This is a genomic window from Flavobacterium hungaricum, from assembly GCF_015182285.1.
Lineage (GTDB): Bacteria > Bacteroidota > Bacteroidia > Flavobacteriales > Flavobacteriaceae > Flavobacterium > Flavobacterium hungaricum.
The window spans coordinates 1,056,288-1,082,007 of record NZ_PRDM01000001.1 but is presented as its reverse complement, the minus strand read 5'-3'; the positions used below and the strand labels follow the sequence as shown (position 1 = coordinate 1,082,007).

29 protein-coding genes are annotated in these 25,720 nt (G+C 32.6%); 2 read left to right on the top strand and 27 right to left on the bottom strand.

The genetic code is table 11. From position 1 onward, the window contains the following. Positions 1 to 9: 9 nt before the first annotated feature. A complete protein-coding gene (locus tag C4F50_RS04715) occupies positions 10 to 567 on the bottom strand; it encodes a YciE/YciF ferroxidase family protein (protein ID WP_193845264.1) in 558 nt (185 codons plus the stop codon). Between the two features lie 191 nt (positions 568 to 758). On the opposite strand from C4F50_RS04715, the gene C4F50_RS04710 reads away from it, so the two are divergent. Then, positions 759 to 1,313 carry a hypothetical protein gene (locus C4F50_RS04710; protein ID WP_193845263.1) on the top strand — a complete coding sequence of 185 codons (555 nt, stop codon included), beginning with the start codon at positions 759 to 761 and terminating at the stop codon, positions 1,311 to 1,313. A gap of 77 nt (positions 1,314 to 1,390) precedes the next feature. Here the strand turns inward: C4F50_RS04710 and C4F50_RS04705 are convergent, their stop codons facing one another. The 20 genes from C4F50_RS04705 to C4F50_RS04610 all read right to left on the bottom strand — a co-directional run bounded on the left by C4F50_RS04705 (position 1,391) and on the right by C4F50_RS04610 (position 17,796). After that, positions 1,391 to 2,038, bottom strand: a complete 648-nt coding sequence (locus C4F50_RS04705) for a DUF5661 family protein (protein ID WP_193845262.1) — start codon at positions 2,036 to 2,038, stop codon at positions 1,391 to 1,393. Positions 2,039 to 2,122: 84 nt separating this feature from the next. Further along, positions 2,123 to 2,284 (bottom strand): DUF1328 domain-containing protein, encoded by a 162-nt coding sequence (locus C4F50_RS04700; RefSeq protein WP_084678966.1) that lies wholly within the window; start codon positions 2,282 to 2,284, stop codon positions 2,123 to 2,125. A gap of 66 nt (positions 2,285 to 2,350) precedes the next feature. Then, positions 2,351 to 3,448 carry a DNA topoisomerase IB gene (locus C4F50_RS04695; RefSeq protein WP_193845261.1) on the bottom strand — a complete coding sequence of 366 codons (1,098 nt, stop codon included), beginning with the start codon at positions 3,446 to 3,448 and terminating at the stop codon, positions 2,351 to 2,353. A gap of 116 nt (positions 3,449 to 3,564) precedes the next feature. Next, positions 3,565 to 3,804, bottom strand: coding sequence for a DUF7218 family protein (locus C4F50_RS04690; protein ID WP_193845260.1), 240 nt, complete (start codon positions 3,802 to 3,804; stop codon positions 3,565 to 3,567). 210 nt (positions 3,805 to 4,014) lie between these two features. Next, positions 4,015 to 4,464 (bottom strand): hypothetical protein, encoded by a 450-nt coding sequence (locus C4F50_RS04685; RefSeq protein WP_193845259.1) that lies wholly within the window; start codon positions 4,462 to 4,464, stop codon positions 4,015 to 4,017. 36 nt (positions 4,465 to 4,500) lie between these two features. Then, positions 4,501 to 4,899 (bottom strand): hypothetical protein, encoded by a 399-nt coding sequence (locus tag C4F50_RS04680; RefSeq protein WP_193845258.1) that lies wholly within the window; start codon positions 4,897 to 4,899, stop codon positions 4,501 to 4,503. 188 nt (positions 4,900 to 5,087) lie between these two features. Then, a complete protein-coding gene (locus C4F50_RS04675) occupies positions 5,088 to 5,600 on the bottom strand; it encodes a hypothetical protein (RefSeq protein WP_193845257.1) in 513 nt (170 codons plus the stop codon). Positions 5,601 to 5,963: 363 nt separating this feature from the next. Beyond that, a complete protein-coding gene (locus C4F50_RS04670; RefSeq protein ID WP_193845256.1) occupies positions 5,964 to 6,749 on the bottom strand; it encodes a DUF2931 family protein in 786 nt (261 codons plus the stop codon). A 304-nt stretch (positions 6,750 to 7,053) separates the two neighbouring features. After that, positions 7,054 to 7,593 carry a hypothetical protein gene (locus C4F50_RS04665; RefSeq protein WP_193845255.1) on the bottom strand — a complete coding sequence of 180 codons (540 nt, stop codon included), beginning with the start codon at positions 7,591 to 7,593 and terminating at the stop codon, positions 7,054 to 7,056. A 660-nt stretch (positions 7,594 to 8,253) separates the two neighbouring features. After that, entirely contained in the window at positions 8,254 to 8,727 is a 474-nt protein-coding gene (locus C4F50_RS04660; RefSeq protein ID WP_193845254.1) for a hypothetical protein, read from the bottom strand. 114 nt (positions 8,728 to 8,841) lie between these two features. Then, a complete protein-coding gene (locus C4F50_RS04655; protein WP_193845253.1) occupies positions 8,842 to 9,282 on the bottom strand; it encodes a hypothetical protein in 441 nt (146 codons plus the stop codon). 22 nt (positions 9,283 to 9,304) lie between these two features. Further along, on the bottom strand, positions 9,305 to 9,907 hold the full coding sequence (locus C4F50_RS04650; RefSeq protein ID WP_193845252.1) for a hypothetical protein: 603 nt from the start codon (positions 9,905 to 9,907) through the stop codon (positions 9,305 to 9,307). Next, positions 9,904 to 11,400, bottom strand: coding sequence for a hypothetical protein (locus C4F50_RS04645; RefSeq protein WP_193845251.1), 1,497 nt, complete (start codon positions 11,398 to 11,400; stop codon positions 9,904 to 9,906). Before C4F50_RS04645 ends, C4F50_RS04650 begins: the two co-directional genes overlap by 4 nt. A 24-nt stretch (positions 11,401 to 11,424) precedes the next feature. Next, complete coding sequence (locus C4F50_RS04640) at positions 11,425 to 13,284, bottom strand: phage baseplate assembly protein V (RefSeq protein WP_193845250.1); 1,860 nt, start codon at positions 13,282 to 13,284, stop codon at positions 11,425 to 11,427. 20 nt (positions 13,285 to 13,304) lie between these two features. Next, positions 13,305 to 13,697, bottom strand: coding sequence for a type VI secretion system tube protein TssD (tssD, locus tag C4F50_RS04635; protein ID WP_193845249.1), 393 nt, complete (start codon positions 13,695 to 13,697; stop codon positions 13,305 to 13,307). A gap of 18 nt (positions 13,698 to 13,715) precedes the next feature. Beyond that, the gene (locus C4F50_RS04630; protein ID WP_193845248.1) at positions 13,716 to 14,291 is read right to left on the bottom strand and encodes a hypothetical protein; all 576 of its coding nucleotides are present in this window, start codon (positions 14,289 to 14,291) and stop codon (positions 13,716 to 13,718) included. Positions 14,292 to 14,422: 131 nt separating this feature from the next. Further along, positions 14,423 to 15,115 carry a hypothetical protein gene (locus tag C4F50_RS04625; RefSeq protein WP_193845247.1) on the bottom strand — a complete coding sequence of 231 codons (693 nt, stop codon included), beginning with the start codon at positions 15,113 to 15,115 and terminating at the stop codon, positions 14,423 to 14,425. A gap of 18 nt (positions 15,116 to 15,133) precedes the next feature. Then, positions 15,134 to 16,603 carry an FAD-binding oxidoreductase gene (locus C4F50_RS04620; RefSeq protein WP_193845246.1) on the bottom strand — a complete coding sequence of 490 codons (1,470 nt, stop codon included), beginning with the start codon at positions 16,601 to 16,603 and terminating at the stop codon, positions 15,134 to 15,136. Positions 16,604 to 16,638: 35 nt separating this feature from the next. Further along, positions 16,639 to 17,505: an XAC2610-related protein gene (locus C4F50_RS04615; RefSeq protein ID WP_193845245.1), complete on the bottom strand. Its 867-nt coding sequence runs from the start codon at positions 17,503 to 17,505 to the stop codon at positions 16,639 to 16,641. A gap of 15 nt (positions 17,506 to 17,520) precedes the next feature. Beyond that, the gene (locus C4F50_RS04610) at positions 17,521 to 17,796 is read right to left on the bottom strand and encodes a hypothetical protein (protein WP_193845244.1); all 276 of its coding nucleotides are present in this window, start codon (positions 17,794 to 17,796) and stop codon (positions 17,521 to 17,523) included. Between the two features lie 281 nt (positions 17,797 to 18,077). Between C4F50_RS04610 and C4F50_RS04605 the strand changes: the two genes are divergently transcribed. After that, the gene (locus C4F50_RS04605) at positions 18,078 to 18,665 is read left to right on the top strand and encodes a DUF4142 domain-containing protein (RefSeq protein WP_193845243.1); all 588 of its coding nucleotides are present in this window, start codon (positions 18,078 to 18,080) and stop codon (positions 18,663 to 18,665) included. A 598-nt stretch (positions 18,666 to 19,263) separates the two neighbouring features. On the opposite strand, the gene C4F50_RS04600 is transcribed toward C4F50_RS04605, so the two are convergent. The 6 genes from C4F50_RS04600 to C4F50_RS04575 all read right to left on the bottom strand — a co-directional run bounded on the left by C4F50_RS04600 (position 19,264) and on the right by C4F50_RS04575 (position 25,670). Further along, positions 19,264 to 20,616 carry an amidohydrolase gene (locus C4F50_RS04600; RefSeq protein WP_193845242.1) on the bottom strand — a complete coding sequence of 451 codons (1,353 nt, stop codon included), beginning with the start codon at positions 20,614 to 20,616 and terminating at the stop codon, positions 19,264 to 19,266. A gap of 92 nt (positions 20,617 to 20,708) precedes the next feature. Continuing rightward, positions 20,709 to 21,581, bottom strand: a complete 873-nt coding sequence (locus C4F50_RS04595; protein WP_193845241.1) for a helix-turn-helix domain-containing protein — start codon at positions 21,579 to 21,581, stop codon at positions 20,709 to 20,711. Between the two features lie 145 nt (positions 21,582 to 21,726). Beyond that, positions 21,727 to 22,710 carry an aldo/keto reductase gene (locus tag C4F50_RS04590; RefSeq protein WP_193845240.1) on the bottom strand — a complete coding sequence of 328 codons (984 nt, stop codon included), beginning with the start codon at positions 22,708 to 22,710 and terminating at the stop codon, positions 21,727 to 21,729. A gap of 127 nt (positions 22,711 to 22,837) precedes the next feature. Continuing rightward, on the bottom strand, positions 22,838 to 23,890 hold the full coding sequence (locus tag C4F50_RS04585) for an NAD(P)-dependent alcohol dehydrogenase (RefSeq protein WP_193845239.1): 1,053 nt from the start codon (positions 23,888 to 23,890) through the stop codon (positions 22,838 to 22,840). Between the two features lie 215 nt (positions 23,891 to 24,105). Continuing rightward, entirely contained in the window at positions 24,106 to 24,510 is a 405-nt protein-coding gene (locus C4F50_RS04580; protein ID WP_193845238.1) for a cupin domain-containing protein, read from the bottom strand. A gap of 290 nt (positions 24,511 to 24,800) precedes the next feature. Then, a complete protein-coding gene (locus C4F50_RS04575; RefSeq protein ID WP_193845237.1) occupies positions 24,801 to 25,670 on the bottom strand; it encodes a helix-turn-helix domain-containing protein in 870 nt (289 codons plus the stop codon). Positions 25,671 to 25,720: the final 50 nt, after the last annotated feature.

Sequence of the window (25,720 nt, the reverse complement as noted above, 5' to 3'; positions counted from 1 at the left end):
TCTGTGTTTTTATTCGATTTCTGCCGCTTCAAGATTTACAGCATTTACAGCCACTTCTGTCAATGTTTTATCTGCACCTTTTTCTTCATCAAGCGTTAGTTCTAGTAAAGAAGCAGCTTCTGGAAGTCCAAGAGTTTCTGCAAACTGTCTCAAAGTTCCGTAAGTAGCGATTTCGTAATGTTCGATTTTCTGGCTTGCTGCGATAATTCCCGCATCGCGTACTACGCCGATTTCGGTTTCTTCCAGCATTCCTTTAGCTTCTTCAATTAAACCTTCCATAGCATCGCATTTTTTAGCTGCTGCTTTTTGTCCTATTATTTTAAAGACTTTTTCAAGACGGTTAATCTGCTCTTCGGTTTCGGTCAAATGGCTTTCGATTGCTTGTTTAAGTTCTGGCGACGTTGCATTTTTAACCATAACCGGCAATGCTTTTGTCAATGCTTTCTCTGCCCAGTAAATATCTTTCAATCCATCTTCAAACAATTCTGTCAATCCTGATGCGGCATCTTTTTTGGGTTTCGTTACCCCTCTTGGAGTGGTTTCTTTTTTCTTATCTGCAGTTTTCATAATAATAATTTTTAAGATTTGTAATAACCCAAAATTACAGCGTTGAGTTTCGATCAGGTTATAACATTCGCAGTCAGAATTTCTATTCTAAACATCTGTTAATTACACAATTATAAAATACAAATTCTATAAAGCATTTCCTTGCAATCGGTTCTAGCTTTGTAATATAGTAACAATTAAATATACACGTCATGAGCACTACAGATAATAAAAACAGCATTATAAGAGATCGAAATTCAAAGTATAATGATTTCAATAACAACAGAAGCGGTCAAATCAACAATCATTTTGAGGATATAGAAGATGTCAAAGAATCTGATAATGATAACCGAGAAATTGCAGAAAGAGGTTATATGGTTCGAAACGGCCACAATCCCAATCATCCTAATCCAGACGAAGATATCTCAGACGACGATTTAGACGATTTAAACGATGATTTTCATAACGATAGAGATCTCGAAGATAATAACGACGATGTTTACGAAATCGAACTTGAAAGCGGAGAACTGCAAGACGACGATCTTGAAGTAGAAAATGATGAACTGGACAATCCGTCTGACGAATTAAATTTTGACTTTAACGAAACAGAAGATGTTTTAGAAGATATCGATGACGACGATGATGAAGACGAAGAAGACGAATTCATCGAAGAAGATATTGACGAAGAAGACGAATATATCGAAGACGATGTTCAGGAAGATAATGATGAGGAAGAATATCCAGAAAATGATCCTAGAAAATTCTAAATTTTCAACTCATTAAAACAAATAAAAAAGCCGTTAAGTTTTTAATTCTTAACGGCTTTTTTGAGTTTAAAATCTAGTTAATCGCCAATAATTTTCAATACTGGAATATCGTCCATTTTCTCCAGGCGTTCTGCAAGACCAGCTCTGGCTTCATTAAGTTCTTGTTCTGCTTTTGCCAATTCTTCGTACCATTTCTCTTTTTCAACAGCAGTATGTTCCAATTTTCTTAGAATTTCGTAAATCTCTCCCTCTGCCTCCATCACTTTGAGTCTTTTATAATACGTAAGACTTTCGGTCATGTGCGCCAAGGCAATCATCGCGGTTAAAAACGGATGATTGTTGGTTACATTTACATCTTTTATTTTACCATGTTCAAGCTCAACTTTTAAGGCAAAAGCAAATTCTTCCATATTAAAATCAGAATGTTTGCTCTGCGGATCCAGATACGCTTTTATAGCATGAACATTATTCATCGTAGAAAGATCTACATCGGTATGTTTTTTATCATTTAGATCCCTAAAAACTACATCGGCAATAGCTCTCGCTTCTTGCACCGTTGGATCATTTTCGGGATTATCAAAGTCTCGAACGGACCAATCCCAATTTTCTGGATGAACAGGTTTTAGGTATTTTTCACAAAAATCTGTTACATCATTTTTTAAGCTTACCATTTCGTTGTCCCTTTTTACATAAACATCCTGATAAGCTCCGCTATGTGTACCCATGGTTAGTATTTTTTCTTGAAACTGCAAACGACACATCCAGATAGATGTGCCGTTTTTGTTTGTGTTTTATTTACTGATTCGAGATTAAACTCTTGTTCTTCCGCTAATTAGTGATATTACAAATAATACTAAGAATATAAAAAATAAAACTTTAGCGATACTAGCGGCTCCAGCGGCAATACCACCAAAACCAAATATTCCCGCCACTATGGCTAGAATAATAAATGTGACTGTCCAACGTAACATAATAATAGTTTTTTAGTTAATAATGATTCTGTATGAGGCTTTTTTAGAGAGCCTTAACTCTATTATTTAAGCGCATTCCTGATCGAGATTGATTTCGTAATTCTGAATCAATTCTGAAAATGCGGTTTCTGATCTTGTGAAATATTTTTTATTGCTTCGGCTTTTTTTGACAGAATCAAAATACTTTTGAATCGATCCGTCTTCGTAAGTCGAAATCAATAGAGGATGAACGTAATAATCTTTGCATACTTTTCTGGTATTTCCCAGAGCTTCAGCAGTGATATCAAAGGCGGCGATCACATTTTTTTTAGCTTGTTTTTCGTCTGCTGTAACTCCCATTTCCATTAAACTTTCAAAAAATATAATCGATGCCGCCCAGGTTCTAAAATCTTTTGCGCTGAAATATTCTCCAGAAATGGCATGCAGATATTCATTTACCATATGGCTGTCGAGTACCTTTTTTTCGCCATTTTTATCATAATATTTAAAAACTTCCCACCCCGGAATTTCTTCACAGCGGCTTACTAGTTTCATCAATTGTTTATTTCGAGTTGTAATCGTATGCTGCACTCCTTTTTTGCCTGTAAATTCAAATCGAAGCGAATTTTTATTAATATTGATGTGGCGTTTTCTTAAAGTCGAAAGTCCGTACGATTTATTGTCTTTAGCGTATTTTTCGTTTCCGATTCTAATATGCGTCTCTTCCATTAACCGAATCACCAAAGCCACAACTTTATCCCTGCACCATTCTTTTTTTTCTAAATCCTGATCGACTTGTTTTCTAATCGAAGGGAGTTTGGCTCCAAACTCGGCTATTTTGTAAAACTTAGTTTGATTTCGAAGTAAATTCCATTTCGGATGATACCGATATTGTTTTCTCTTTTTATCATCAATCCCAACCGCCTGCAAATGTCCGTTTGTGCAATCTGCTATTCTAACGTCTTCCCATGCAGGAGGCAAAACCAGACTGTTAATGCGTTCTAGTTCTGATTTTGATTTTACATCTCTCCCATTCTTTTTATAGACAAAATTTTCGCCTTCACGGCAGCGCACAATCGTAAGCTGACTATCGTTAACGTATTCCAAATCTAGTTTGTCAATCACTAAATGCGGCGTCTTAATCAACTGGTTCATTAAATTCTCTTTTCTGGCGGCGGCATTCATGGCGTTTTTTTGTTTATTGTTTTTGGTCTATCGTTCTTTCAAATACTACAATTATCTAATTTTCTATTTCAACTATCTAATTGTCTAATTATCTAATTGGCTAATTGTCTTATTATTCAATTGCTTCTTAAAGAATGAATCAGTTTTTCTTTATTCATATAAGAACGTCCTTTGATACCTACTTTACTGGCTTGTTTCTGGAGTTCTTCTTTTGTCCATTCTTCATATGGTTTTGCTTTTCCGCCTTTCTTTCCAGAATCAGGCGTATTGGCAATACGACCAGATTTTTCTTTACTGTACCCTTTTTTTACAAGTGCCTCGTACTGTTCTTCGTTTTTAATTCTAGGATCTGGCATGACTTTAAATTTTAGGTTTATTATTCCGAAATCTGTTATGTCAAAGTTCCTCAAAAAGTAAAACGACTCTGTTATAGAATTTTGGTTTGAAATTTCAAATTTGTAGGATGGGAATTGTGAAAGAAAAATTGTAAAATACCAAAACATAAAATAGCCGTAAAAAAAAATCCCATTCAAGCGAATGGGATCTATAAATGACGTTTAAATAAATTATTCCAATTTACTTTTAATTGCAGTCATAATTTCATTATAATTTGAAAAAATATCAGGTGATATTTTTAAATCACTATTATTGTTCAACGTTAATATACTCAAAGTATATCCATCTGTTAGATGTCCAGCTCTTGTCTGCATTCGTACTTTTTGATTTTTCAGATTAATGATTGACGAGAAAGGAATCTCTTTTTTGCGTCCAGATATAATAAATATTTTTATGATTCCTTGATCTGTAATTATCAATTTAAAAGTTTCAAGCAAAGTCAATGCGGCAATAAGACAAAATAGTAAAAATAAAAATGATACAATGAAGATAGGATTTTTACTTAATTGCGAATATTGCGAAATACTACTTAAACATATATTTAGTATAATTATAAAAACAAGAAAACCAATTCCTGTTCTAACCCAAAAAAGCTTTCTGAACTTTGATTTAACTTCCATAATATGTTTTAATTTACTTTTAAGGAATGCGCGGATTTAACTCCAACTCATATTAATCAAAACTTTATTTCCTGTAATTTCGACCTTTCCACCATATGCTTTTGATTTCTTTATATGTATATGATATATTTTTTTTTCATTTCTTATTTCTGGCGTATTGTTTTTGAATCCCTGACTTCTCATCATCCATTTTTTAATTTCACTTTCTGAACTTTCAAATTCAATAATAAATTGGCGTGTAAAAATGGAACCTCTTTTCTCTAAACTAATAATTTCAGCATCTTGAGGAAGTGTATCTAATTTTCCCCATTCGAGAGCGCTTTGAATGGCTTCGTTTCTTTCCCAAGGCATTACAAACGAAGAAAAATAAATTATATATAAAGAAAACATTCCTATAAATAGCAATCCAAAAATTAGCTTGATAGCATTTTTCATTTTATTTAAAATAATTTAATTGCATTTTACTTTTTTCATTTCTCCAGTTTTCTGGTCTAGACAAAAGTATAAAAATATGGAAAGATATTCAAAAACATCTCCTGCTGGCTCGAGTATCCTGCTCGTGCCCCCGAGGCTTTCGGGTACATAAACTTAGTGTTCACGAGTTTTAATCAACAAAAAAATTATCAAGGCATCTTTTTGTTTAGGACTTTTCCAAACTTTGTAGGAATAAAAATATTTAATGGTGTTTCTGAATTATCAACTTTATGACCATTCACAATAAATGATTTAATATTATTCATTATAATGAAATCACCTGGGCGCCCCCCAGAAAAAATAGTATCAATATTATTATCAATAGATGTTATCTTATACTCAAGGCTATCATTAATAATAAATCGAATATCATAATCTATTATTCCATTATAGGACTTTTTTGGCGTAAATATTCTTTGGTTAGTCGATTTATAAATATCCTCACAATCTCCAATATCAAAATCCGAGTTACTTATTATCATTTCTTTAAAATTGCTTCCCTTAACATATCGTTGATAAACAGCCTTTTTAGGACAGAGGGAAGAATTCCAATCTTTCAAATAAATGCCATAAAAAGAATCATTTATACTTGTATAGGTTATATTTTTACAGCCTAAAAAAATAAAAAAGGAAAACAAACTAATATACTTCAATATACCCATAATAATTACTCTTAAATGATTCTAAAGAAATTGATTGCTTTTGATAAATTAATATTTAGATGGGTTCTCCTGCTGGCTCTAGCAAAAACAAAGACCAAAAATATTCGCCACATCTTAATTTTAACGATTGCTTAGTTGAATGATATCAACATTATCTCCCTGATCATACTTGTTTCTTAATTCAGTTTTTAAATTTGCAACCTCATTATTAAGTATGGCTTTTACAGTTTTATTTTCGTTATTTACTATTAATTCTAGAACAATTGGTACTAAATTATCTTTATGAATATTATCTTTTCTAAAAAAATCCAAAACTTCATCTTCATCAAAAGTAAATTGTGCAGTGTATTGTTTTTTTCCATTTCACCATTTCAACCAAAAACCTTGAGGAATGGAATTAAAAACAATATTTTGTAATTTATCTTCATTTAGGCGCCAATTATTTTGATTAAAATAATCAAGTTGAAAAACATCTAAAGTAAAACCGCTCGGTAATTTAATTTTTAGTTTATAAGAATGTTGTTCCATTACTAAAGCCACTTTTTTACTTATACTTATGTCTGATGTCCTGTCGATTTCTGAATAATCATCAAAAATATGCCATGTTGTTTTTATTTCTTTGGCTTGATAGGATGCAACTTCAAATTTTATCTGGTCATCCTCATTAAACTTTTGTATCCATACTGCAAGTTTGCCTTTTGGCTGAACTTCTGCAATAAAATAAAGAACGCGATCTAAATTATAATTGTTTTTAATACTTGGAAGCACACCCATTTGTGCCGCTTTTGTCCGAATAATTTCAGTAGGTAAAGCAAAGTTCCCACTATAAAATTTTTGTTCATTATAAGAAAACCATGTTATGGATAAACTATCAGGAAAGAAAGTGTTCTTCATATAGTCTTTACAACCATTTATTTCGTCCCAGCTATCATCTAGTATCTTATCTTTATTAAGATAATAATCGTTACCATTAAAATTACAGACAGCAACTTGTACCATATTTCCTTTACTGCTTATAGCACTTCCTTTCCAATCAAATCTTTCATATGATTTATAATTGAAAAACTGAATAGCATTTGCAATTATTGTTATTATCAAAATTATTGTAAGCAATTTATTGGTTCGATTAAATAGTACTTGTTTCTTCATAATTTTAATTCCTAAAAGCTTTACCCAATTCCATTACGTACAAAAACAAGAGATAAAAAATGTTCGAAATAATTATACAACAAACTAATAAAGCCCCTATTACTCTTCGATACAATATATTCTCGTTATCAAAAACATAAATAAGAAGTAATAATATATCAATTGTTATAAGAGCTCCAAAACAAACAGCCTCCTCAGAATGTGGTTCTCCATTTAAAAAATAGGTCTGTACAGATATAGCAATTAATGCCAGCAAAAAGATTGTTATAGCCAATTTCATCTAATGGTATTGTAAAATTTAATTTTATCGAATTTTCAGGGCACAATCAAATGGAAAATTTAAAGAATCAAAATAACGATCAGGAATATACGTTTTTCCATTTACTTCAATAGACATCACTTTACAACCTATAGCCCAGCCTCCCATAGTACGTCCAGCCGTATCAACTTTCATTTGTATATTTGTTATATCATACACTAAAGAATCGTCTAACACCATTCGATAATTGTACTGTGCAGTTAAATGATCTGGCGGATTTTTAAAAAAAATATTAAGCTGCTGGTTAATTATATTTGCCACTCTCAGATCTAATGATTTAAAGTGTTTATTTTTTGAATCTTTTTTAAAAAAATAAAGCTTTCCCTTTTTAGTTATATATTGATTTTTATCATCATAATTATTTTTTTTATCAAAAGAAAAACAATTACTAATATTATTATCTTGATCACAATTAATCTCTCTTTGACAACAAGAAAGTGAAAGAATAATAACAATTAAAGATATTAGCTTTATGGATAAAAAATCCATTCTAAATAAAATCCTAGTAAGCTTCAATGTAGCCATGGTAATTACTTTAAAATGATTCAATAGTTAATCCTTTAACTTGGTGTTCCCGAGCGGGACGTTCGCACTAGCAGGGCTGCTTTATTCGCATTATAATGTTTCAGGCAATAAATCTTTAGGGGTTAAATAAATAGTATCTGACTCTAAACGATACTCTTGTCCATTAATTTTCACATAATGATAGCAATTAAATTTCCCCCTATCTTTACCATATTTTTGTCTCCAGCCTTCATTTCTAAAATCAAAAATTTTAACTTTTTGATCATTTATTTTAATTAATAAAGTATCAGTATTTAAAATTTCATCATCTAAGTAGTATGATAATTCATTTATTGATAATGAATTAATTTTATAATATTTTATTTCCTTTTTGAAATTTCCTTTTTGAAATTTCCTTTTTGAATTACCAGTATTTTAAGTTTTTTTATATCTTTTACCTGATATTCGGAGAATTGAATAATTACATTACTATTGGATTCTTCGCATTTATTGACATTGATTGAATCATATGCTCTAAAATAAAGGAAACGAGAAATTAATAATATAAATATTATCCCTAGGCTAAATAAAATAATTTTCTTTTTTTTATTTGAATTTAATATAACCATTAAAATTTCAGATTACAATTGAAAAAATCATTTTGATTTGTTTTTATCAACTTTAGAAATGGTCGTACTTTTCCATAGATTGAAAAAAATGGCTGCTTCCGTCACTAAGGATATAATATTCTCCAATTAATGCAATCGCTTTTTTATCATTAAGATTTTGATGCTGCTTTACTGAATAGAGTGAAAAAACTGAGACTACAACCCCAAAGTATAAAAGAATTAATGCAAACAATAGAGCTTTTTTCTCCTTGTCTAACATTTTAAATTTTAAAATAAAAAGAAACTGAAATAAGAATATAAAAGGAAAAATTATTACTATAAAAAAAAATAACCCAAATAAAATTGTAACTGTATAAGCAAATAATCCATCAAAATTTAATGGAAAATCAGAATTATTGAAGTATTTATGGCTGTTTTTGTACAAATCAAAAATGATTGTCAAAAAAATAAAAAATAAAAAAACAAACACTTCACTATATAATAATTGTGTTTGATTTTTTCTAAGAAATAATCCAAGTTTATTCATAATTAATTCATTAGTTTACTTATCACCACATAATCAAAAAAGCCATCTTTAAACACATTATAAGTTACTTTCCACATTACCTTTTTTATCCAAATACCTTGATTAAGAATTCTTTTAACTCCTTAACTTTTCCATATAGGGATTTTCAATCACTTCAAGAATATATTTATTTATTTCTATAATCTTGATTATTTTGATCTTGATTTGTTTTCTTGAAATCTTTCCGGTTCTTAAAAATCTTTCAAAAAGAGTAAAATAAAGAGCCATAACAAAGCCAAATAAAACAGTCATTACAAAAGCCAGCAAACTGATTTCATTTTTCTTTATTTTAATATATTCATTAATTTCCGAAACAGTTATTTTTGGATATTCTTCAATTCTTTTTAATAAATACTGTGACTTACGCTCATATGCGATTTTTTTTACTGTTTCTATATTACGATTATGTATAGTAACAAATTCGTGACCAGAATTTATGCTATGTATATTTTCCTTAAAATCCTGCATTAAAGCAATAGACTTTTTTAATATAGCTAGTTCTTCTCCGTTTATCATATTAACTTTTTCATCTGTTATACTACCAATTTATTCTTGCCTTAACCTGAATAGGCTTTTTTTCCTTTCTCTTTTGAATAACAAATGTTATAGAATCGGGAATTCTGCGCAGTTCTTCAATAAACTTTGGATTATCTTCCCTAAATTTTTTATATGAAACCAGTGAAATTGTATCGGTTGTGCTTTTTATATCTTTAACAGAAGTTTTTGGATTATATTTGTTAATAAATTTTTGAGCTTCTTCTTTTGAAATTTTCATTTTTCTCTCAACTAAATATATACTATTTGGATAGTTTGGAAATTGAGAATTCTCAAAGTTATCAAGCGAAAAAATCGGTTTATTTGTTTGGCTGTCAATTATCAAATAATCATCAACAATTAGGCGTAAATGGTTATTTTTTTTGTAATAAATATTTACAAACCATATGTTAGGAAAATTATTAAAATTCAATTCAAATTCTACAGGAATGTTTATGACTAAATCTTCTTTGTCTTTTGGAAATTCAGCCATCACTATATTTACATTTTTTTCAGAAATAACTTCTTTAAAATAAGTTTTTTCTTTACAATTCGAGAAACACAATATGTAAGATATTATGCCAATAAATAATATTATTCGTTTCATATTTCTTCTTTCATAATTATACAATCAACCACGTCAAAATAAGTTTCAAGTTGCGAATCTTCCACTCCGTAAGTTATAAGTATATGAGTCATCTCTTGTTTTGTTGTAAATCTTTTATCTATTATTTGTTGTCGTGTTTTTAATTTTCCAGTAAACAAATCATTCATAATTTCAGAATTCACAGGAATAGGATAAAAAAAATTCTTTTGTGCCCAACTATTATTTTCAATAAAAGACATTACAGCATCAAGTCCTTTAGTTTTAACATTTTGCCATTCTATCCACATTAATTCATCCAAATTTTGATCTGCTTGTTCCAGTAAATCCTGTACCATCCATTCAAAAATGAATATACCAAAAGCCGCAATTTGATATCCTGGAACAAAAGATAATGCTGTAGAAACTGATGGTGTATTAAATTTTCCATTATTGCTTATTTCAGGCATCATATTTCTAAGTTCATCTAATACCTGATGATAAGTAAAAATTTCAGCCGCTATTTTCCCAAAATTTATAACTTTTTTAATTTTATTAAAGACGGCAATTGTTGAGCTTCTAGCTACAGGAACTTCAACTATTTTTTCATCTATAAAAATGTTGGTAACGTTTTCTTTTACATAAAAAAAATGACTTATTTCTTCGACCTCATAACTTACAGATTCTAACCTGTTCTTTTTTATGTTTATAGTTTCAGTATAAATTTCTTTCTTAAATTTTTGAATATCTGCTGTAAATTGAAATTTAGTAGTAGAGCGGATTTTTAAAGAAACAAATTTCTGAATTTCACCACTTGGTAATTGGTCAATTGCAAAAACAATAATGTATCCTTTTCGTGAATATATTTCTGGTAAACTATAGGTATTTCTATCAAATGCAGGTTTAATTCTAAGTTTTACATTTGAAGGATATACGCTAAGTAAATTAGTATTTGAGGTCCAATCATGATTATTATATTTCCAAGTCCAATATAAGTCTATACACCCATCTTTAAATGGACCTATATCTTTGCGAATTTCATTGTTCCAAGTAGGGTTTAAAAATAATTCAATCGTAATTCGATGCTTTCCTTCTACATCTCTAACTATCCCCGTTTTAATAACTTCTTTTCCTGAAAATTCATCATCATCTGGATTTAACCAATCTAGAAATAGTCCTGTGTCATAATCCCAAAGTTTAAAGTGAATAACGGTACCCACAGGTATAGTTTTACTTACTGTTAACTGAAAATATACTGTTTTTTCTAAGTATGATTTAGAGCCTCTTTCGTCACGCTCCAAATTTCTCATTCCTTCATAATCTGGACTCCACCAGCCAGAGAAAGCAATTTCTGGTTCTTCTTTGACTGGTCTTGGTTCAGGTTCGCCGTAAGTATAATTAGGCGCATAATAATCGATACGCCCGTTTGAGTTAATTTCGATATCTTTTGCAAAAATCTTGCTAGTTCCCCTTGTAATGTAAGTTGCATTTCCACCTACCCTTCTTATTTTGGTCATTACTTAAATTTTAGGCTTATAAAATTAATTTTGTCTTGTATCTTCTTTACTATTATTTTTTATAACTGCATCTGAATGAAATTCATGACCATTTTCACTATGAGTAATTGCTTTCCCTGCCACGCTATAATTTTTATCTTTTTTGATTTCATTATGAAAATCACCGTCAATATTTTCAAAGAAGTTTCCAGTAACATTCATCATATGATTTCCTCCAATACTCATATTATGCATCATTCCAACATTTGTAGATTTATCAGCTATTGCAGTTTCAGAAATGTTCTGTCCCGCGTTTGCCGTAATATCTCTTCCAGCAGAAATAACAATATCTTCTCCAGCTTCAAATTCAATACTCTTAGGTGCTTTCAATTTAATATTGCCATCTCCATAAAGTATTGCCAGAGTCTGCCCTGTTTTACTCTCTATGGTAATATCACTTTTGGCATCGTCAGAAATTATTCTGTTGCCGCTTCGGGTTTCAAAAACTTTTAAATCATTATTTGCTGTACTGTAACCGCTTTTTTCTTTTCTGCTGGTCATGGTTCCTATTACTATAGGAAGTTCGGGATTGCTGCCTTGAAAATCTACAAAAACCGTATCGCCTATTTCGGGGATTACATGAGTTCCTCTGGCATCGCCTCCATAATTTTGGATTAAAGGAATGTAAGGAGTGGTTTGGCCTTTGGCTTCCTGCCACGGCATCTGCACCTGTACTGCACTGAGTCCGTCTGGGTCTGCATTAGCGGTTACAATGGCCGTCTGACTTTTACAGAATGGTACCAAATCGGGATCTGTCTCGGGAGAAAAAACCGAACCGTTAAAATTTACGGCTGTAAAATGGTTTTCATAACCGCCGCCATCATCACACCTGTGGATAATCTGGGTGACACGATATGAACTCTCTAACTGCATATCGACTCCGGTTACTCTGACTTCGTTTCCTATGGTAATGCCAGGAACTTCGCTGGAGGCTTTTACTTCTACCAAACTGCTTAAAACAGAACGCATTTTGTTTTTGGCATATTCCTCTGAAGATCGTCTTCCCGATCCGCCGGCAGGAGTCTGATTTAGCTGTATTACGGTTTCTTTATTAAAAACCTCATTAGACCTGTTCAAAAAGTTTTGATGAAATCCGTCGGCTTCTTTTCTGTATTTTAAAGGTTCATCTGTTCGGTACTGGCCTTCACGATTGTCGTTTTCTATTACCTTAAACATGGCCGGCAGGAGTTTAATGGTATAATCAAAATCCTGCATGTTTACGCCATAGATTAATTTGGGCTCTCCTCCTACACTGCCCGGACTGCCAAAAACGGTTGTTCTTCCGTTATAATACAGCCAGTGCCCGTTTCTTTTTGCCAGACGATTTAGAAAACTAAAACTGCTTTCGTTATACTGTACCGTATAAGGCAGATTGTCTAAATAAAAAGGCCTTATATCCATGTCCAAATCGCTTCCCGACTTTACCCGGGTTACAATATCATTCAATGACATATTGGTAAACGAATTGCATTCAGGTCCGTTTTCGAGAACAATTGTCGAGCTTTTTCCTTTTATTACGATGGTTTCCTCTATATCTTTAATACGGGATTTTTGCAGTTTGACTTCGGTCACTATCCCGTAAAACTGCATGGTATAATCTTTAAGGTCAGCGCCAATCATAAGATCTTCGAGTCCGTCTATGGGTTTTATTTCGATGCTTATTTTTTTACCGTATAGTTTCTGAGAAAAAGGCATCACACTTTTTAGCTCTTCTACTAATAAATCCTGTCTGACTTCAAATGAAAAGGTATGGTGATCGTGAATGGTTTGAAAAACTTCTAATTTGTTGAAATTAGTAATTCGGATTTCTCCTATTTTAATTGTAGTTATTGTTTGTAATGCCATGCTGGTTATAGTTTAAAGGTCTATGAGTGTTTCCAATTGTTTTCAAAAAGTGTATTTCCAATTTTGACTTCGTTTGAAGAAATTAAAATTTCGGTGACCATAGGGACTGATCCTTCACTTTTAAAACTTTTATGAAACGATATGCAATAGGCTTTTTTGAAGGTTACATTTTTCATCGCACTCATAGCATCTCTTCGATAAAAAATAATTTTACCGTCTTTTACACTGGTCTGAGAAACCATCCAGTCTGAGAACAAATCGGTTTGTGTACTTTCGATCACCAGCTTGATTTGGCCGCCTTTGGTTTTATTGGCTGGTTTTCCGTTTGTATCAACGTTTTGAGAAAAAAGGACGTCAAATTCTAAGACATTAAAAACTTCATTGTCTAATTCTAATTTTGCTAAAAAACTCATTTTTATATTATTTTTAAATTAATTACTGTAGATATAAGTGTCAATTCCTTCCCTCACACAGGGTTTGAACTGCTGATAAACAACCACATTTTTATCCCTTCTGTCACCGGTAATTTCAGATAAGTACAAGCAGGTCATCAGGCTCTCGATTCCGTACATAGGATTTTTGAATTCTTTAAAGTAATTGTACGCTCTTTCTACTATCATTTCCATTGCATTAAATATATATTTCACCTCGTCAATGATAAAAATATTTCCAAGTTTGGGGTAATACCTATGATCGTTTATTATTAATGTTTCTGGAATGGTGAGCCAGAAATTATTGTCCTCATCCTCAAATCGACAAGAAGAACCGTTCATAATTTCAAAAACAACATTATTCTTAGTGTTAATTATGATGACGTTTTGATCTTTTGTATAATCTCCAAATACATCAATAAAGTCGTAGTAGTTCTGCTTAATTAGTTCACTGATTATTTTTTCTGTTTCCATAAAATTTAATAGATATTGGACAAAAAATGGATTGAATAAAATTATAGAATATAAAAACCTAAATTGTCCCCAAGAAGTTATTGGACTATCAGAATAAGACAAATATTTTTTTAGTTGAATAGGCCGTTAAATAAATGTCGCAAAACGTAAGTCTTACAGCGTTTTAAGGCTTAGCTCAAAAAAAAATCCCAACTCTTATCGAATTGGGATTGTCTTTTTTAAAAGAAGAATCACTACAGAATCTTTTGTTCCATTATTAGTATATTTTTTTTGACAGCATCATCAAAATAGGATATAGAAAATTTCATTTTTTCTGCATTTAATGTGAGATTAGAAATCGCTGTCTTTTTTATCTTTTTTCCTTTAATGAAAATGTCGGTTACAAAAGCGCCTTGAAACTTAATTTCTAAATTTGTTTTGTCAATTTTATATTCAATTTCTTTGATCCTGAATTCTGCTTTATCATTGTTAATTGAAGAAAGATTTGACGCCCAGACTTTGATAAACTTTTGATCAAAAGCTAAAGCAATACCCGGAAACATTTCTAATTGAATTATTCCCGATCCGGTTTTTTCTTCTCTATCTATAAGTTCTGCAAAAGTGGCTGGAAATGATGCGTGTTTTTGATTTTGGTCTACATTGATTTTTAAAAATACAGCAGCATTAAGAAAATTGTATTCTTTAATTTTCGGCACTACTTTAAAACCATAAAAGACAGAAGAATTGTCATTAGAAACAGAAGTCTGGATATCGCCTAAATAGAGTTTTTGACTTATTACTTTCAATTCATTTTTAAAATAACTTAGCTCAGGACTAAAAAGTTCATCTTCGTCATTTAAAAACAAAACACTAAAACTAGGATAATAACCTTGTGCAGTAGCAGATAAAGTCAAAAGAAACAGTAATACAGTACTTTTAATTTTCATGAATTATATTCTTTTTAATTATTTATAATGTTCATAAAACTGATTTCTAAATAGTTCCTTTGAATCGTATTTCTTTTTTAATTCAAAAAAGCGGTCTGCCTGCGGATATACTTTTCGCATTTTTTCTTTATCGATATGCAGACGATAAGGCAGGTAAAATGTACCATTGTTTTTAATGGCAGCATCAACCAATAGATTCGTCAAGACTTTCATTTCGTTCTCTTCTTTTTCTGTTTTTTTCTGATTAAAAAGAAAAACAAAACCAAAAACATCTTCTCTGGCATAATTTAGAAAAGTATCTTCGTCTTTGTTGACTGCGCGAATCGTAATATTCAATAAATCTATTTTGGACTGCAACAGTATAGGTTTTATATCTTTAAGGTACTGATTGAAATCTTTTTCTGGAATAAAGTACTCTTGAAGCAGATCTGTTGCATTTGGGTCTTTATTTTCTATCAAAGAAACATGATCGTTTAACAATTCATTTCTAGAAAAAACAGCATGCTGTGTTACTTTATTCATTCCGGTTTCTAAATCCCAGCGGAGTCTTTTTCCATATTCACTTCTTACCGAACTTCTAAAAACCAATCGTTTTATTTCTTGATTTTTTTGATTTTGTTTTTGCAGTGAAAGTGGTTTTTGGTCTGTTTCTTCAAAAAAGTTAATGGTAGCCTCTTCCAAAAATTCCTGATTTGCAATTTTTAATCTTCCGAAAACTAAATTTACTTTCGGATTATCTGAAACTAACTTTTTGTAATAAGAAACATATTTTTCTGGACTTAGACGGAAATACTTAAATTTTAAAGCTTTGTTATCCACAACTTTTAACTTCACTTCTAGTATCACCCCAAAAAGACCGTAACCTCCCATAACGAGTTTAAACAACTCTGGATTTTCTGTTCTGCTGCAGTTTACAATTTGTCCTTCAGCATTTAGCAATGTAAAAGACAGCACCGAAGAAGAAATGGGCGGTGAATCACTTTGCCAGCCATGCCCGTTAACACTTATAGAACCTCCAACAGAAAACGAACTAAATGCCTGCATTACACTAATTGATTTTCCGCCTTTGTCTAAATATTCGATAGCATCCTGCCACAGAGCACCAGAACCAATTGTTAGAATATTATTGGCTTTATCGAGTTCCATATGATTGTATGGAAGCATGTTGAGTAAAATTCCGTCAGGATAAATCGTATGCCCGCCCATACTGTGCTGTGCGCCCGCAATAGAAATTTTCAGATTCTTTTCCCTGGCATATTTAAGAATCTCCTGAAGTTGTTTGACAATATCAGTTTTACTACTTGGTACTTTTATAATGGTATCAACTTTAGTTAAATTAAGCTGACTTGCATCATTGGTATATCCTTTCGGAATTTCTGATTTGTTTCCTGTTTCATTCCATTTGGTCCTTAAAACATGCCCAATCGGAATATCGATTAGAATTAGAACAATCAAACTTATTAGGAACCAGATTTGCTTTTTTTTCATTGTTTAGAAATAGTATTGTAAAAGAAAAGTTGAAACTAATCGCATTTTACTTTTTTATAATTCTGTGTTTTGTCATCAAATTCAACACAGGTTCTTTTTAATAAAACCATTTTGTTATTCACAACTTTGTATTCTGCTGTCATAACATTTCTGCCGGCACAGCATTGATTGTGCTCTGAAATGATTTTTGTTTTGCTGTCAAATTCTAATGAACTTCCACTAAAACTGCTTTCAAAATATTTTCCTGTTTTGGGATTATATAAAAAATAGAGTCTTGTGCTATCTGGTCCCGCCGTTCCTCCTTCGTAAACAGAAAAATCCTCTATTCCATCAAAATTATAATCGTCAATATCAATATTACTTATCCCTAAAAGCTGACATTGTACATCAAACTTTTGCAGCAGCTTATCTGTCTTTTTTTCGAAAATTTTTACGCCGGTAACTCTTGCTTCATAACTATCTTTTTCTTTGGAAAGTACTAGTTTAAAATATTTGTCTTTAAACGAAGTTGTTTGGAGAATTTCTCTATCTCGCCATTCTGTATTGTTTTTGTCGTCAATATCAAATATTTTGGTTAAACTGACTGTCAATTCTTTACCTGATTTGATGTCTTTCCAAATTCCGCTTAATTGTTCGGCTTTCGGATCGTAATTTTTAAAAGAAAAGGAAGCATTCTTTTTATCATTTTTATCTTTTTCGGACAATACCAAAGTTTTACCAACAAGTTTAGCCTCTAAAACAATTGGTGTATCAAAATTAGAATAAACATATACAGCTCTCTCCGTTCCATCAACATCAGTAAGTAATTCTATTGGGTATTTATCAATGAAACCTTTATAGGTTATTTGAGCAGATACAAAAGTGGCTGCTAACAAAAAGAGAAAAGTAATTTTTTGTTTCATGAATTATTATTTGAATTAAAGTTTTCCAATTTCCTCTAAAGGATCATTATCTACTTGCTTATTTCTTAATAATCTTAGAGACAATTTAAACATAAATCGAATTAATAAAACCAAAAGAAACGTAAAAACTATTGTTGCAGACAAAAAACCAATCCCAATTGCAAGGGCTTTTTGAAATTCTTTGGCGCTTTTTATTAAAATTGCCGATATAAAGTTTAGTAAAGTTCCTATTGACAAAATTATGGCCAGTACAAATAGAATAGCTCCTGCAATCTTTTTTAGGATGTTCATAAATTATATTTTAGAAAGAAAATAGTTTCCTAATTAATCTTTAAACTCAGCTAATCTTTTAAGGATTAATTGCTGTATTTTTTCAGATTTAAATTTCTTTTCAATTCATTTTTGCGATTCATTAAACATTTTTTTCGCGCCAGTAATATTGAGGTAAATATGTAAGCGAAAGCGAATATAATAACTTACATCCAAATCCTATAAAAATCTCTTAAAATCCTGTAAATTATTCTTACACATTGAAAGTAATTTTACATCATAACATTTAAACCATATAAATCATGAAAAAGTTATTATTAGCCGGTAAAGCCATTTTAGGAGCAGGACTTATTATTATATTCCTTCAGTCTTGTAAAAACGAGACTAAACAAGAAGATCCAAAAGAAGTTGCAGAAGATGCTAACGAAGCAAAATTTGACTCTATAGATAGTAAAGAAGATGATTCTGAATTTTTAGTAGATCAAGCTGAAATTAACCTGGCTGAAATCGAAATTGGTAAACTGGCACAAACAAAAAGTACTAATGCAGATGTGCAAAAATTTGGTAAAATGCTGGTTGACGAGCACACCAAATCGGCTTCTGAAGTAAGTGCTTTAGCAAAAGCAAAAAACTTTACACTGCCAACTTCTTTAACAGAAGAAGGTAAGGAAGAATACAATAAATTAAATGAAAAATCAGGTGTAGATTTTGACAAAAAATTCACCGATATGATGATTGACGGTCACGAAAAAGCGATCGACAAACTTCAAAAAGCTTCAAAGGATGCTACTGACGAAGATGTAAAACTTTGGGCTTCTAATAATATAGCTGGTTTAACAGCACATTTAGAACATGCCAAACTGCTAAAACAGAAATTGGATAAAAAGTAAAATAAATTTAATTGGTTATTATTTATTTTTTAAAACCCCTCAAGAGTTGAATTGCTTGAGGGGTTTGCGCTTTTATGAAGTGCTAAGATTTTTTTCTAAGCTTCTATGAAAACTTAGATTCTTTATGCATAAAATACTTTGAGCACTCTAACTTGGCAGCTCAAAACCTTTGCTCCTTTGAACCTAAAAAAAACTTAGAAGCTCAAAACCTTTGTCCCTTTGTTTCTTTGCTCCTTTGAACCTAAAAAAACTTAAAAGCTCAAAACCTTTGTCCCTTTGTTTCTTTGCTTCTTTGAACCTAAAAAACTTAGAAGCTCAGAATCTTTGTCTCTCTGTTTCTTTGCTCCTTTGAACCTAAAAAAACTTAGAAGCTCAGAAGCTTTGTCCCTTGTTTCTTTGCTTCTTTGAACCTAAAAAAACTTAGAAGCTCAGAACCTTTGTCCCTCTTTTTCTTTGCTCCTTTGAACCTAAAAAAAATTAGATGCTCAGAATCTTTGTCCCTTTGTTTCTTTGCTCCTTTGAACCTAAAAAAGCTTGGAAGCTCAAAACCTTTGTCCCTTTGTTTCTTTGCTCTTTTGAACCTTTGAACCTAAAAAACTTAGAAGCTCAGCACCTCAGAACCTTTAAAGAAAACTTTTTCTCTTTTTGGAAGACGCGCCACAGCCTCAGCAGAACAGCTTGCTTTTACCAAAATAAAATCGGCATCGTTTCCTATTGCAGGCCAGACTCTGGTTCCGGCATCATTAAGCGGTAAAACCTCATCTTTTGTGGCAATGTGTAAGGCACGGCTTAAACTAAACTCGTCTGTCCATCCATAAAGTTGTGCGCATAATTTTGCTTTTTCAAGCATATCACAAGTTCCAAACGGCTGCCAGTGATCGACTATGCTGTCTGTTCCTGTCATGAGTTTGACACCGTATTTTTTTAAAGTTGGAATCGGCATTATGGTCTTCCCGATCGGAATCGTTGAAATTACCCCGATTCCTAAATCCCCCATCTGCTCGGCAATTTTTTCCATATCTTTTGGATCCATTCTTGCCAAAGCAAAACCATGACTAATATAGCTTTTACCCTGTAATTCTTTATTCTCGTCAATTCTTTTTATCATATATTCGATCGCGGCTTTTCCAGATGGAGGCGATTCGTGTAAATGGATATCGATTCCTTTTTTGTTATCGAGCGCAATTTGAAACATTATGTCTAATGACTTTTCCATATTGCCATCGACATTTGTCGGATCAAGGCCTCCAATAAAATCAATTCCCATTTTAGCAGCCTCGCGTAGCAAAGGTTCCGATTGTGAATATAAAATTCCGTGCTGCGGAAAAGCCACAATTTCCCAGCCAAAACTATCTTTATTGTTTTCTAAAGCTGCAAGCAGATGTTCGAGACTTTTTAAGCCGCTGACCGGATCAATATTACATTGGCATCTGGCAAAATAAGTTCCCTTGCTTTGCATCAATTTGATTGCTTCTTCTGCTTTGCGCTGTGAATCGGGTAATAACTGCGGAATTAGTTTCTGCTCCAGTGTGATCATATCTTTTACCGTAAAACCTTTTCTCGGCGCTGCATTCCAAGTACCGCCATAATAGGTTTTATCAATATGAATGTGCATGTCTCTTAATCCTGGAAGCATTAAAAGTCCTTTTGCGTCTATTTTTTTAATTTTCAAATCAGACTTTCCAGAGATTATATTTTTGATTTTTCCGTTAGAAATGTGCAGGCTGTATACATTCGTTTTTGTAGCGACAACTTCATTTTTTTCGTTGTATTCAAATCCGTCTTCCAATCGTACATTGGTTAAAAGGTATTCATCCGAAGTTTTTTCATCTTCCAGATCCGGCAAAATTTGTGAAGCTGCCTTTGCTCCCATTCCAGAAAACAATGCAGCGCCTGTGGCGGCAGCTCCTAACCCTAAAAATTTCTTTCTGCTTATTAAATTTTCTTCCATATCGTAATTTTACATTTCAATACTGCTTCAAATTTATAATGAAGAGATTGTGATGCAAAAATCGTTTACAAACGGAAAACAGAACGGTAATATTACGGAGAAGTATGGTAGAATTTATAACTTTCCTTAAAATCGCCAGGTGTTTTCCCGACGTACTTTTTAAAGACTTTACTGAAATAAGTATTATCATTAAACCCCAGCTGATAGGCAATTTCTTTTATAGATAAGTCAGTACTCGAAAGGAGGCGTTTTGCTTCTAGAATGGTTCGTTCTTTTATAACATCACCCGCGGGCATTTTTAGATAACGCTGTGAAAGAATATTGAGGTAATTGGGAGTAATATTCAATTTATCGGCATAAAAATGCACCGAAGATTCTTCGTTAAAATGACGATCAATAAGAAAATTAAAATTTTTAACGATCTTTTCTGGCTTCGCAGCCGCATCGTGTTGTGGAAACTGAATCTTATAATCTTTCTGCAATAATTTTAAGATGAGATGCAGGTGCAGCAGTGTAATTTCTTTTGCAAGCAGCTCTTTTTCTGGCAGTATCAACTCCAATTCGTGAAGATGCTTTTGGAATTCCTGAAATCTTTTTTCGTCTAAAGTCAGGCAGGACGGAACATTTTGTTCAAAAAATGAAAAAGGACTTAAACCCGAAAATACTGTAACAATTTCTGGCGAAAGCATCAGCTGAAAACCATTTGTCTCCTCATTCAGCAGCCAGTTATGAACTTGATCCGGTCTTACAAAATAAACCTGATTGTCGTGTACGCTGTATTGTGTAAAATCGATATTATGAATTCCAGATCCTTTTTCGACAAAAAAAACGAGAAAAAAATCGTGTTTATGAGGCTGCTCAAATGCATTTCGTCCTTTAACATCATGGCGAAACAAAGTAATACCTAAAGTTTCTTCTCCAAGTATACTGCCAACTGATAAAACAGGAATTGAATCTTTGCTCAAAGAATTTGCTTTTGATTGTTTGTTTCAAAAGTACAAAAAAAGGTTCTCAGGTACTAAGGTTCTAAGCTTCTAAGTTTTTTTTTAGAAGACCAGAAGCTTAGCAACTTAGAACCTTAGTACCTCAGAAACTTATAAGCTTATAAACTTACTTCCCAACCGTCTGCTGCAGGTGCTGTGGATATCTGGAGCCTTCTATTGTAATTTTTGATGCTGCTTCGGTAAGATCTTTTATTTCTTGTATAGAAAGTTCTAAATCAACAGCACCAAGATTTTCCTCCAGACGAGGTAATTTGGTAGTTCCTGGAATAGGCGCAATCCATGGTTTTTGAGCCAAAATCCAAGCCAATGCAATCTGTGCGTTTGTCACTCCTTTTTCTGAGGCTATTTTAGTAATTAAATCTACAATGGTTTGATTGGCTTTTCGTGCTTCTGGGGTGAAACGAGGGAGTGTATTTCTAAAATCGGTGCTGTCAAACTGGGTGTTTTCATCAATTTTTGCCGTTAGAAAACCTCTCCCCAACGGACTGAAAGGCACAAAACCGATTCCGAGTTCTTCTAACGTAGGGAAAATTTCTTCTTCTGGAGTTCTCCACCAAAGAGAATATTCGCTTTGAAGTGCCGTAACCGATTGCACAGCATGAGCGCGGCGAATGCTTTCTGCCCCAGCTTCTGAAAGTCCAAAATGCTTCACTTTTCCTTCCTTAATCAAATCTTTTATAACGCCTGCGACGTCTTCTATAGGCACATTCGGATCAACACGATGCTGATAATACAAATCAATAACATCGGTATTTAATCTTTTTAAAGAGCCTTCAATACTTTTTCTAATCCATTCTGGACGGCTGTCTAATCCTTTTTTAGAATCACCTTCCAAAAAACCGAATTTAGTGGCAATTACGACTTTATCGCGAAAAGGCGCTAAAGCCTCTCCTAAAAGTTCTTCGTTTAAAAATGGTCCGTAACATTCTGCTGTATCAAAAAAAGTAATTCCTTTTTCATACGCCGAACGAAGCAGATTGATCATTTCTTTTTTATCGTGAACGGGTCCGTATCCGAAACTCATTCCCATACAGCCAAGTCCCAATGAAGAGACTTCAAGACCGCTGTTTCCTAGTTTGCGTGTTTTCATTTCAAAGGTGCTAAGACGCTGATACAAAGGTTCTAAGTTATTTCCTTTTATATCTAAGCTTTAATTATATTATTTATTAGTTTCCAAAATACTGGGCTGCTCAGAAAAAGCTTAGCATCTTAGAATCTTATTTTAAAGACGCCATATCAATCACAAATCGATATTTAACATCTCCTTTTAACAATCTTTCGTAGGAGTCATTTACATCATTAATACCAATTACTTCTACATCTGATGTAATGTTGTGGTCTGCACAGAAATCAAGCATTTCCTGAGTTTCTGCAATTCCTCCGATAAGGGAACCTGAGAAACTTCTTCTTCCTAAAATTAAACTGAATGAAGTTACAGGAAGCGGATCCATCGGAGCGCCTACAAGCGTCAATGTTCCGTCTACTTTTAATAAATTCAGGTAAGAATCGATATTATGTTCTGCAGAAACACAGTCTAAAATAAAGTTTAAACTTCTGGCGTGTTGTGCCATTTGTGCTTCATCTGTAGATAAAACTACCTCATCTGCTCCAAGACGTTTTGCATCTTCGGTTTTGGATAAAGAAGTTGTAAAAACCACTACATGAGCTCCCATGGCCTTAGCTATTTTGATTCCCATATGTCCTAGACCGCCGATACCCACGATTCCAACTTTTTGGCCAGGGCCCACTTTCCAGTGTTTTAATGGAGAATATGTTGTAATTCCGGCACACAATAAAGGCGCCACTGCAGCAAGATTTAATTTATCTGAAATGTGCAGTACAAAACTTTCGTCTACTGTAATACTTTGAGAATAACCCCCATACGTTTGTCCGCCTAAATGTTTGTCCGGCGAATTGAAGGTCTGAATATTTCCTTCGTCGCAAAATTGTTCTAAATCGTTTTTACAATGTTCGCATTCTCTGCAAGAATCTACCATACAACCCACTCCAGCTAAATCGCCTACTTTAAAACCTTTTACGTGATCGCCTACTTTTGTAATACGCCCTACGATTTCGTGTCCTGGAACAATTGGGTAAATCGTGCCGTGCCATTCGTTTCTGGCTGTATGTAAGTCTGAATGGCAGATACCGCAATACAAAATTTCGATTTCTACATCGTGTGCCAATACTTCTCTACGGTTGATATCTAGTGTTTTTAATGGTGCTTCGGCAGCTTCTGTACCAAAGGCTTTAATGCTTTTTGTTTCCATTTTTTATAGTTTGTTGTTTTTTTGTTTCAGGTTTCAGGTTTTTTGTTTCAGGTTTTACTTGATTACCTTTAGCAGATTAGCATAGATTTTCCTGTTGAAAACCAATTTAGACAATACCAAATTGATTATCAATTATTTACTCTTTTATAAAGTTAACAAAAACTTTGTATCTTTGAGACTTGGCGGTAAAAAATCTAGCTTAACAAATCAGAATCTTAGCGGCTAAAAGAAAAATACTCTTCGTCAGTTACGCTTTCCAGCCAGACTCCATAGCCTTTGTCAATTTCTGTTGCGATTGTAATGTGCGAGTACGGACTTTTTGGAGTTGCTCCGTACCAGTGTTCTACCCCTGGAAGGATTGTTAAAACCTGTCCTTTTTCAATTAGGTTTATTGTACCGCCTCTTTCCTGATAATAGCCTACGCCTTCTGTTACAATAATCAATTGCAGACTGGCATTACTGTGCCAGTTGGATCTTGCACCAGGCTCAAAAGAGACGTCTTTAATAATGGTATTTGCAGGATGAATTTCGCTGGTTTGCTTTTTATATGACACTTCACCTGTCATATAAGTACTTGGAACTTTACCTTCTTCTGTTACGGCTGTGAATCGTGTCGACATAATTTGTTTGTTTTAGGTTAATAATTTATTTTGTTTCAGTAAAATAATCAATGCGTCGAATCTCTTTAAGAATGAGATTTTGATTCTAATTAATACTTTAAAATTTATTTATTTTGTGCTATCAAAAATTTAAAACTAAACTGCAAAGCTGGAAGTTGCTTTCGTGAAGTATTATTTAGCTGTTTAAAAAACTGATAAAAAGATTCGTTGTTATTTCAGGGCAAATGTAGCACAATACAATAATCCTGAAATAACAATTATCAAACAAAAAATTATGAAATTCAAACAATTTACATTCGAAGCGATTTCGGAACCGTTCCAGTAAGTCTTTTGAAGTAGTTGTTAAAGTAACTCGGATATTCAAATCCAAGTGAATAACCAATATCCGAAATACTCCAATCGGTATGGTGCAATAATGCTTTTGCTTCACTGATAATTCTTTCTGTGATATGAGCGGTTGTCGGCTTTCCTGTTATTTCTTTTACCGAACGATTTAAATGATTCACATGTACAGAAAGACTCTGTGCATAATCTTGCGGTGTTTTTAATACCAAAGGCTGATCTTTTGTTTCGATAGGAAATTGTCTCTCGAGAAGTTCTAAAAATAAAGAGGTAATTCTGGAAGAAGCATTTTTGTGTTTAAAGAAGTTATCTGTCGGCTGCATTTTCATCGATTCATGAATGATGAGATTGATGTAACTGCGCATTAAATCATCTTTAAAAACATAATCGGTTTCGTATTCTTGGATCATTTTTTGAAACAGCGAATCTATAAAAACCTTTTGATCAGCGGTTAATGAAAAAATTGGAGTTCCGCCTATTTTAAACAATGGGGATTCGTGAAGCGTTTCAGAACGGTCTTTAGTTCTCAAAAACTCTTCTGTAAAAACACAAGCATAGCCTTCATAATCTTCAGAAATGGTTTCCCAAGAATAAGGGATAATCGGATTACCAAAAAACAGAATTGTTCCATCGGTTTCAATACCACGGTCGGCATATTGTATAATGCTTTTGCTGGTGTTGATACAGATTTTGTAAAAATCTCTGCGGCTGTATACGGGTATTTTACTTAGATCTCCATTTATCTGATACACTTTAAAGCCCTTGAACTTTAAATCTGAAGTAAAATCGCAATTCTGAGTTTCTGTTTGATTATTCATTTCGCAAAGTTATGAAAATCAAACAATAATTTATTGTTGTTTTTTTGTTT

What these genes read in the sequence shown, in the direction of transcription:
- C4F50_RS04715 (WP_193845264.1), bottom strand. Translation starts at nt 567, where the DNA reads ATGAAAACTGCAGATAAGAAAAAAGAAACCACTCCAAGAGGGGTAACG.
- C4F50_RS04710 (WP_193845263.1), top strand. Translation starts at nt 759, where the DNA reads ATGAGCACTACAGATAATAAAAACAGCATTATAAGAGATCGAAATTCA.
- C4F50_RS04705 (WP_193845262.1), bottom strand. Translation starts at nt 2,038, where the DNA reads ATGGGTACACATAGCGGAGCTTATCAGGATGTTTATGTAAAAAGGGAC.
- C4F50_RS04700 (WP_084678966.1), bottom strand. Translation starts at nt 2,284, where the DNA reads ATGTTACGTTGGACAGTCACATTTATTATTCTAGCCATAGTGGCGGGA.
- C4F50_RS04695 (WP_193845261.1), bottom strand. Translation starts at nt 3,448, where the DNA reads ATGAATGCCGCCGCCAGAAAAGAGAATTTAATGAACCAGTTGATTAAG.
- C4F50_RS04690 (WP_193845260.1), bottom strand. Translation starts at nt 3,804, where the DNA reads ATGCCAGATCCTAGAATTAAAAACGAAGAACAGTACGAGGCACTTGTA.
- C4F50_RS04685 (WP_193845259.1), bottom strand. Translation starts at nt 4,464, where the DNA reads ATGGAAGTTAAATCAAAGTTCAGAAAGCTTTTTTGGGTTAGAACAGGA.
- C4F50_RS04680 (WP_193845258.1), bottom strand. Translation starts at nt 4,899, where the DNA reads ATGAAAAATGCTATCAAGCTAATTTTTGGATTGCTATTTATAGGAATG.
- C4F50_RS04675 (WP_193845257.1), bottom strand. Translation starts at nt 5,600, where the DNA reads ATGGGTATATTGAAGTATATTAGTTTGTTTTCCTTTTTTATTTTTTTA.
- C4F50_RS04670 (WP_193845256.1), bottom strand. Translation starts at nt 6,749, where the DNA reads ATGAAGAAACAAGTACTATTTAATCGAACCAATAAATTGCTTACAATA.
- C4F50_RS04665 (WP_193845255.1), bottom strand. Translation starts at nt 7,593, where the DNA reads ATGGCTACATTGAAGCTTACTAGGATTTTATTTAGAATGGATTTTTTA.
- C4F50_RS04660 (WP_193845254.1), bottom strand. Translation starts at nt 8,727, where the DNA reads ATGAATAAACTTGGATTATTTCTTAGAAAAAATCAAACACAATTATTA.
- C4F50_RS04655 (WP_193845253.1), bottom strand. Translation starts at nt 9,282, where the DNA reads ATGATAAACGGAGAAGAACTAGCTATATTAAAAAAGTCTATTGCTTTA.
- C4F50_RS04650 (WP_193845252.1), bottom strand. Translation starts at nt 9,907, where the DNA reads ATGAAACGAATAATATTATTTATTGGCATAATATCTTACATATTGTGT.
- C4F50_RS04645 (WP_193845251.1), bottom strand. Translation starts at nt 11,400, where the DNA reads ATGACCAAAATAAGAAGGGTAGGTGGAAATGCAACTTACATTACAAGG.
- C4F50_RS04640 (WP_193845250.1), bottom strand. Translation starts at nt 13,284, where the DNA reads ATGGCATTACAAACAATAACTACAATTAAAATAGGAGAAATCCGAATT.
- tssD (WP_193845249.1), bottom strand. Translation starts at nt 13,697, where the DNA reads ATGAGTTTTTTAGCAAAATTAGAATTAGACAATGAAGTTTTTAATGTC.
- C4F50_RS04625 (WP_193845247.1), bottom strand. Translation starts at nt 15,115, where the DNA reads ATGAAAATTAAAAGTACTGTATTACTGTTTCTTTTGACTTTATCTGCT.
- C4F50_RS04620 (WP_193845246.1), bottom strand. Translation starts at nt 16,603, where the DNA reads ATGAAAAAAAAGCAAATCTGGTTCCTAATAAGTTTGATTGTTCTAATT.
- C4F50_RS04615 (WP_193845245.1), bottom strand. Translation starts at nt 17,505, where the DNA reads ATGAAACAAAAAATTACTTTTCTCTTTTTGTTAGCAGCCACTTTTGTA.
- C4F50_RS04610 (WP_193845244.1), bottom strand. Translation starts at nt 17,796, where the DNA reads ATGAACATCCTAAAAAAGATTGCAGGAGCTATTCTATTTGTACTGGCC.
- C4F50_RS04605 (WP_193845243.1), top strand. Translation starts at nt 18,078, where the DNA reads ATGAAAAAGTTATTATTAGCCGGTAAAGCCATTTTAGGAGCAGGACTT.
- C4F50_RS04600 (WP_193845242.1), bottom strand. Translation starts at nt 20,616, where the DNA reads ATGGAAGAAAATTTAATAAGCAGAAAGAAATTTTTAGGGTTAGGAGCT.
- C4F50_RS04590 (WP_193845240.1), bottom strand. Translation starts at nt 22,710, where the DNA reads ATGAAAACACGCAAACTAGGAAACAGCGGTCTTGAAGTCTCTTCATTG.
- C4F50_RS04585 (WP_193845239.1), bottom strand. Translation starts at nt 23,890, where the DNA reads ATGGAAACAAAAAGCATTAAAGCCTTTGGTACAGAAGCTGCCGAAGCA.
- C4F50_RS04580 (WP_193845238.1), bottom strand. Translation starts at nt 24,510, where the DNA reads ATGTCGACACGATTCACAGCCGTAACAGAAGAAGGTAAAGTTCCAAGT.
- C4F50_RS04575 (WP_193845237.1), bottom strand. Translation starts at nt 25,670, where the DNA reads ATGAATAATCAAACAGAAACTCAGAATTGCGATTTTACTTCAGATTTA.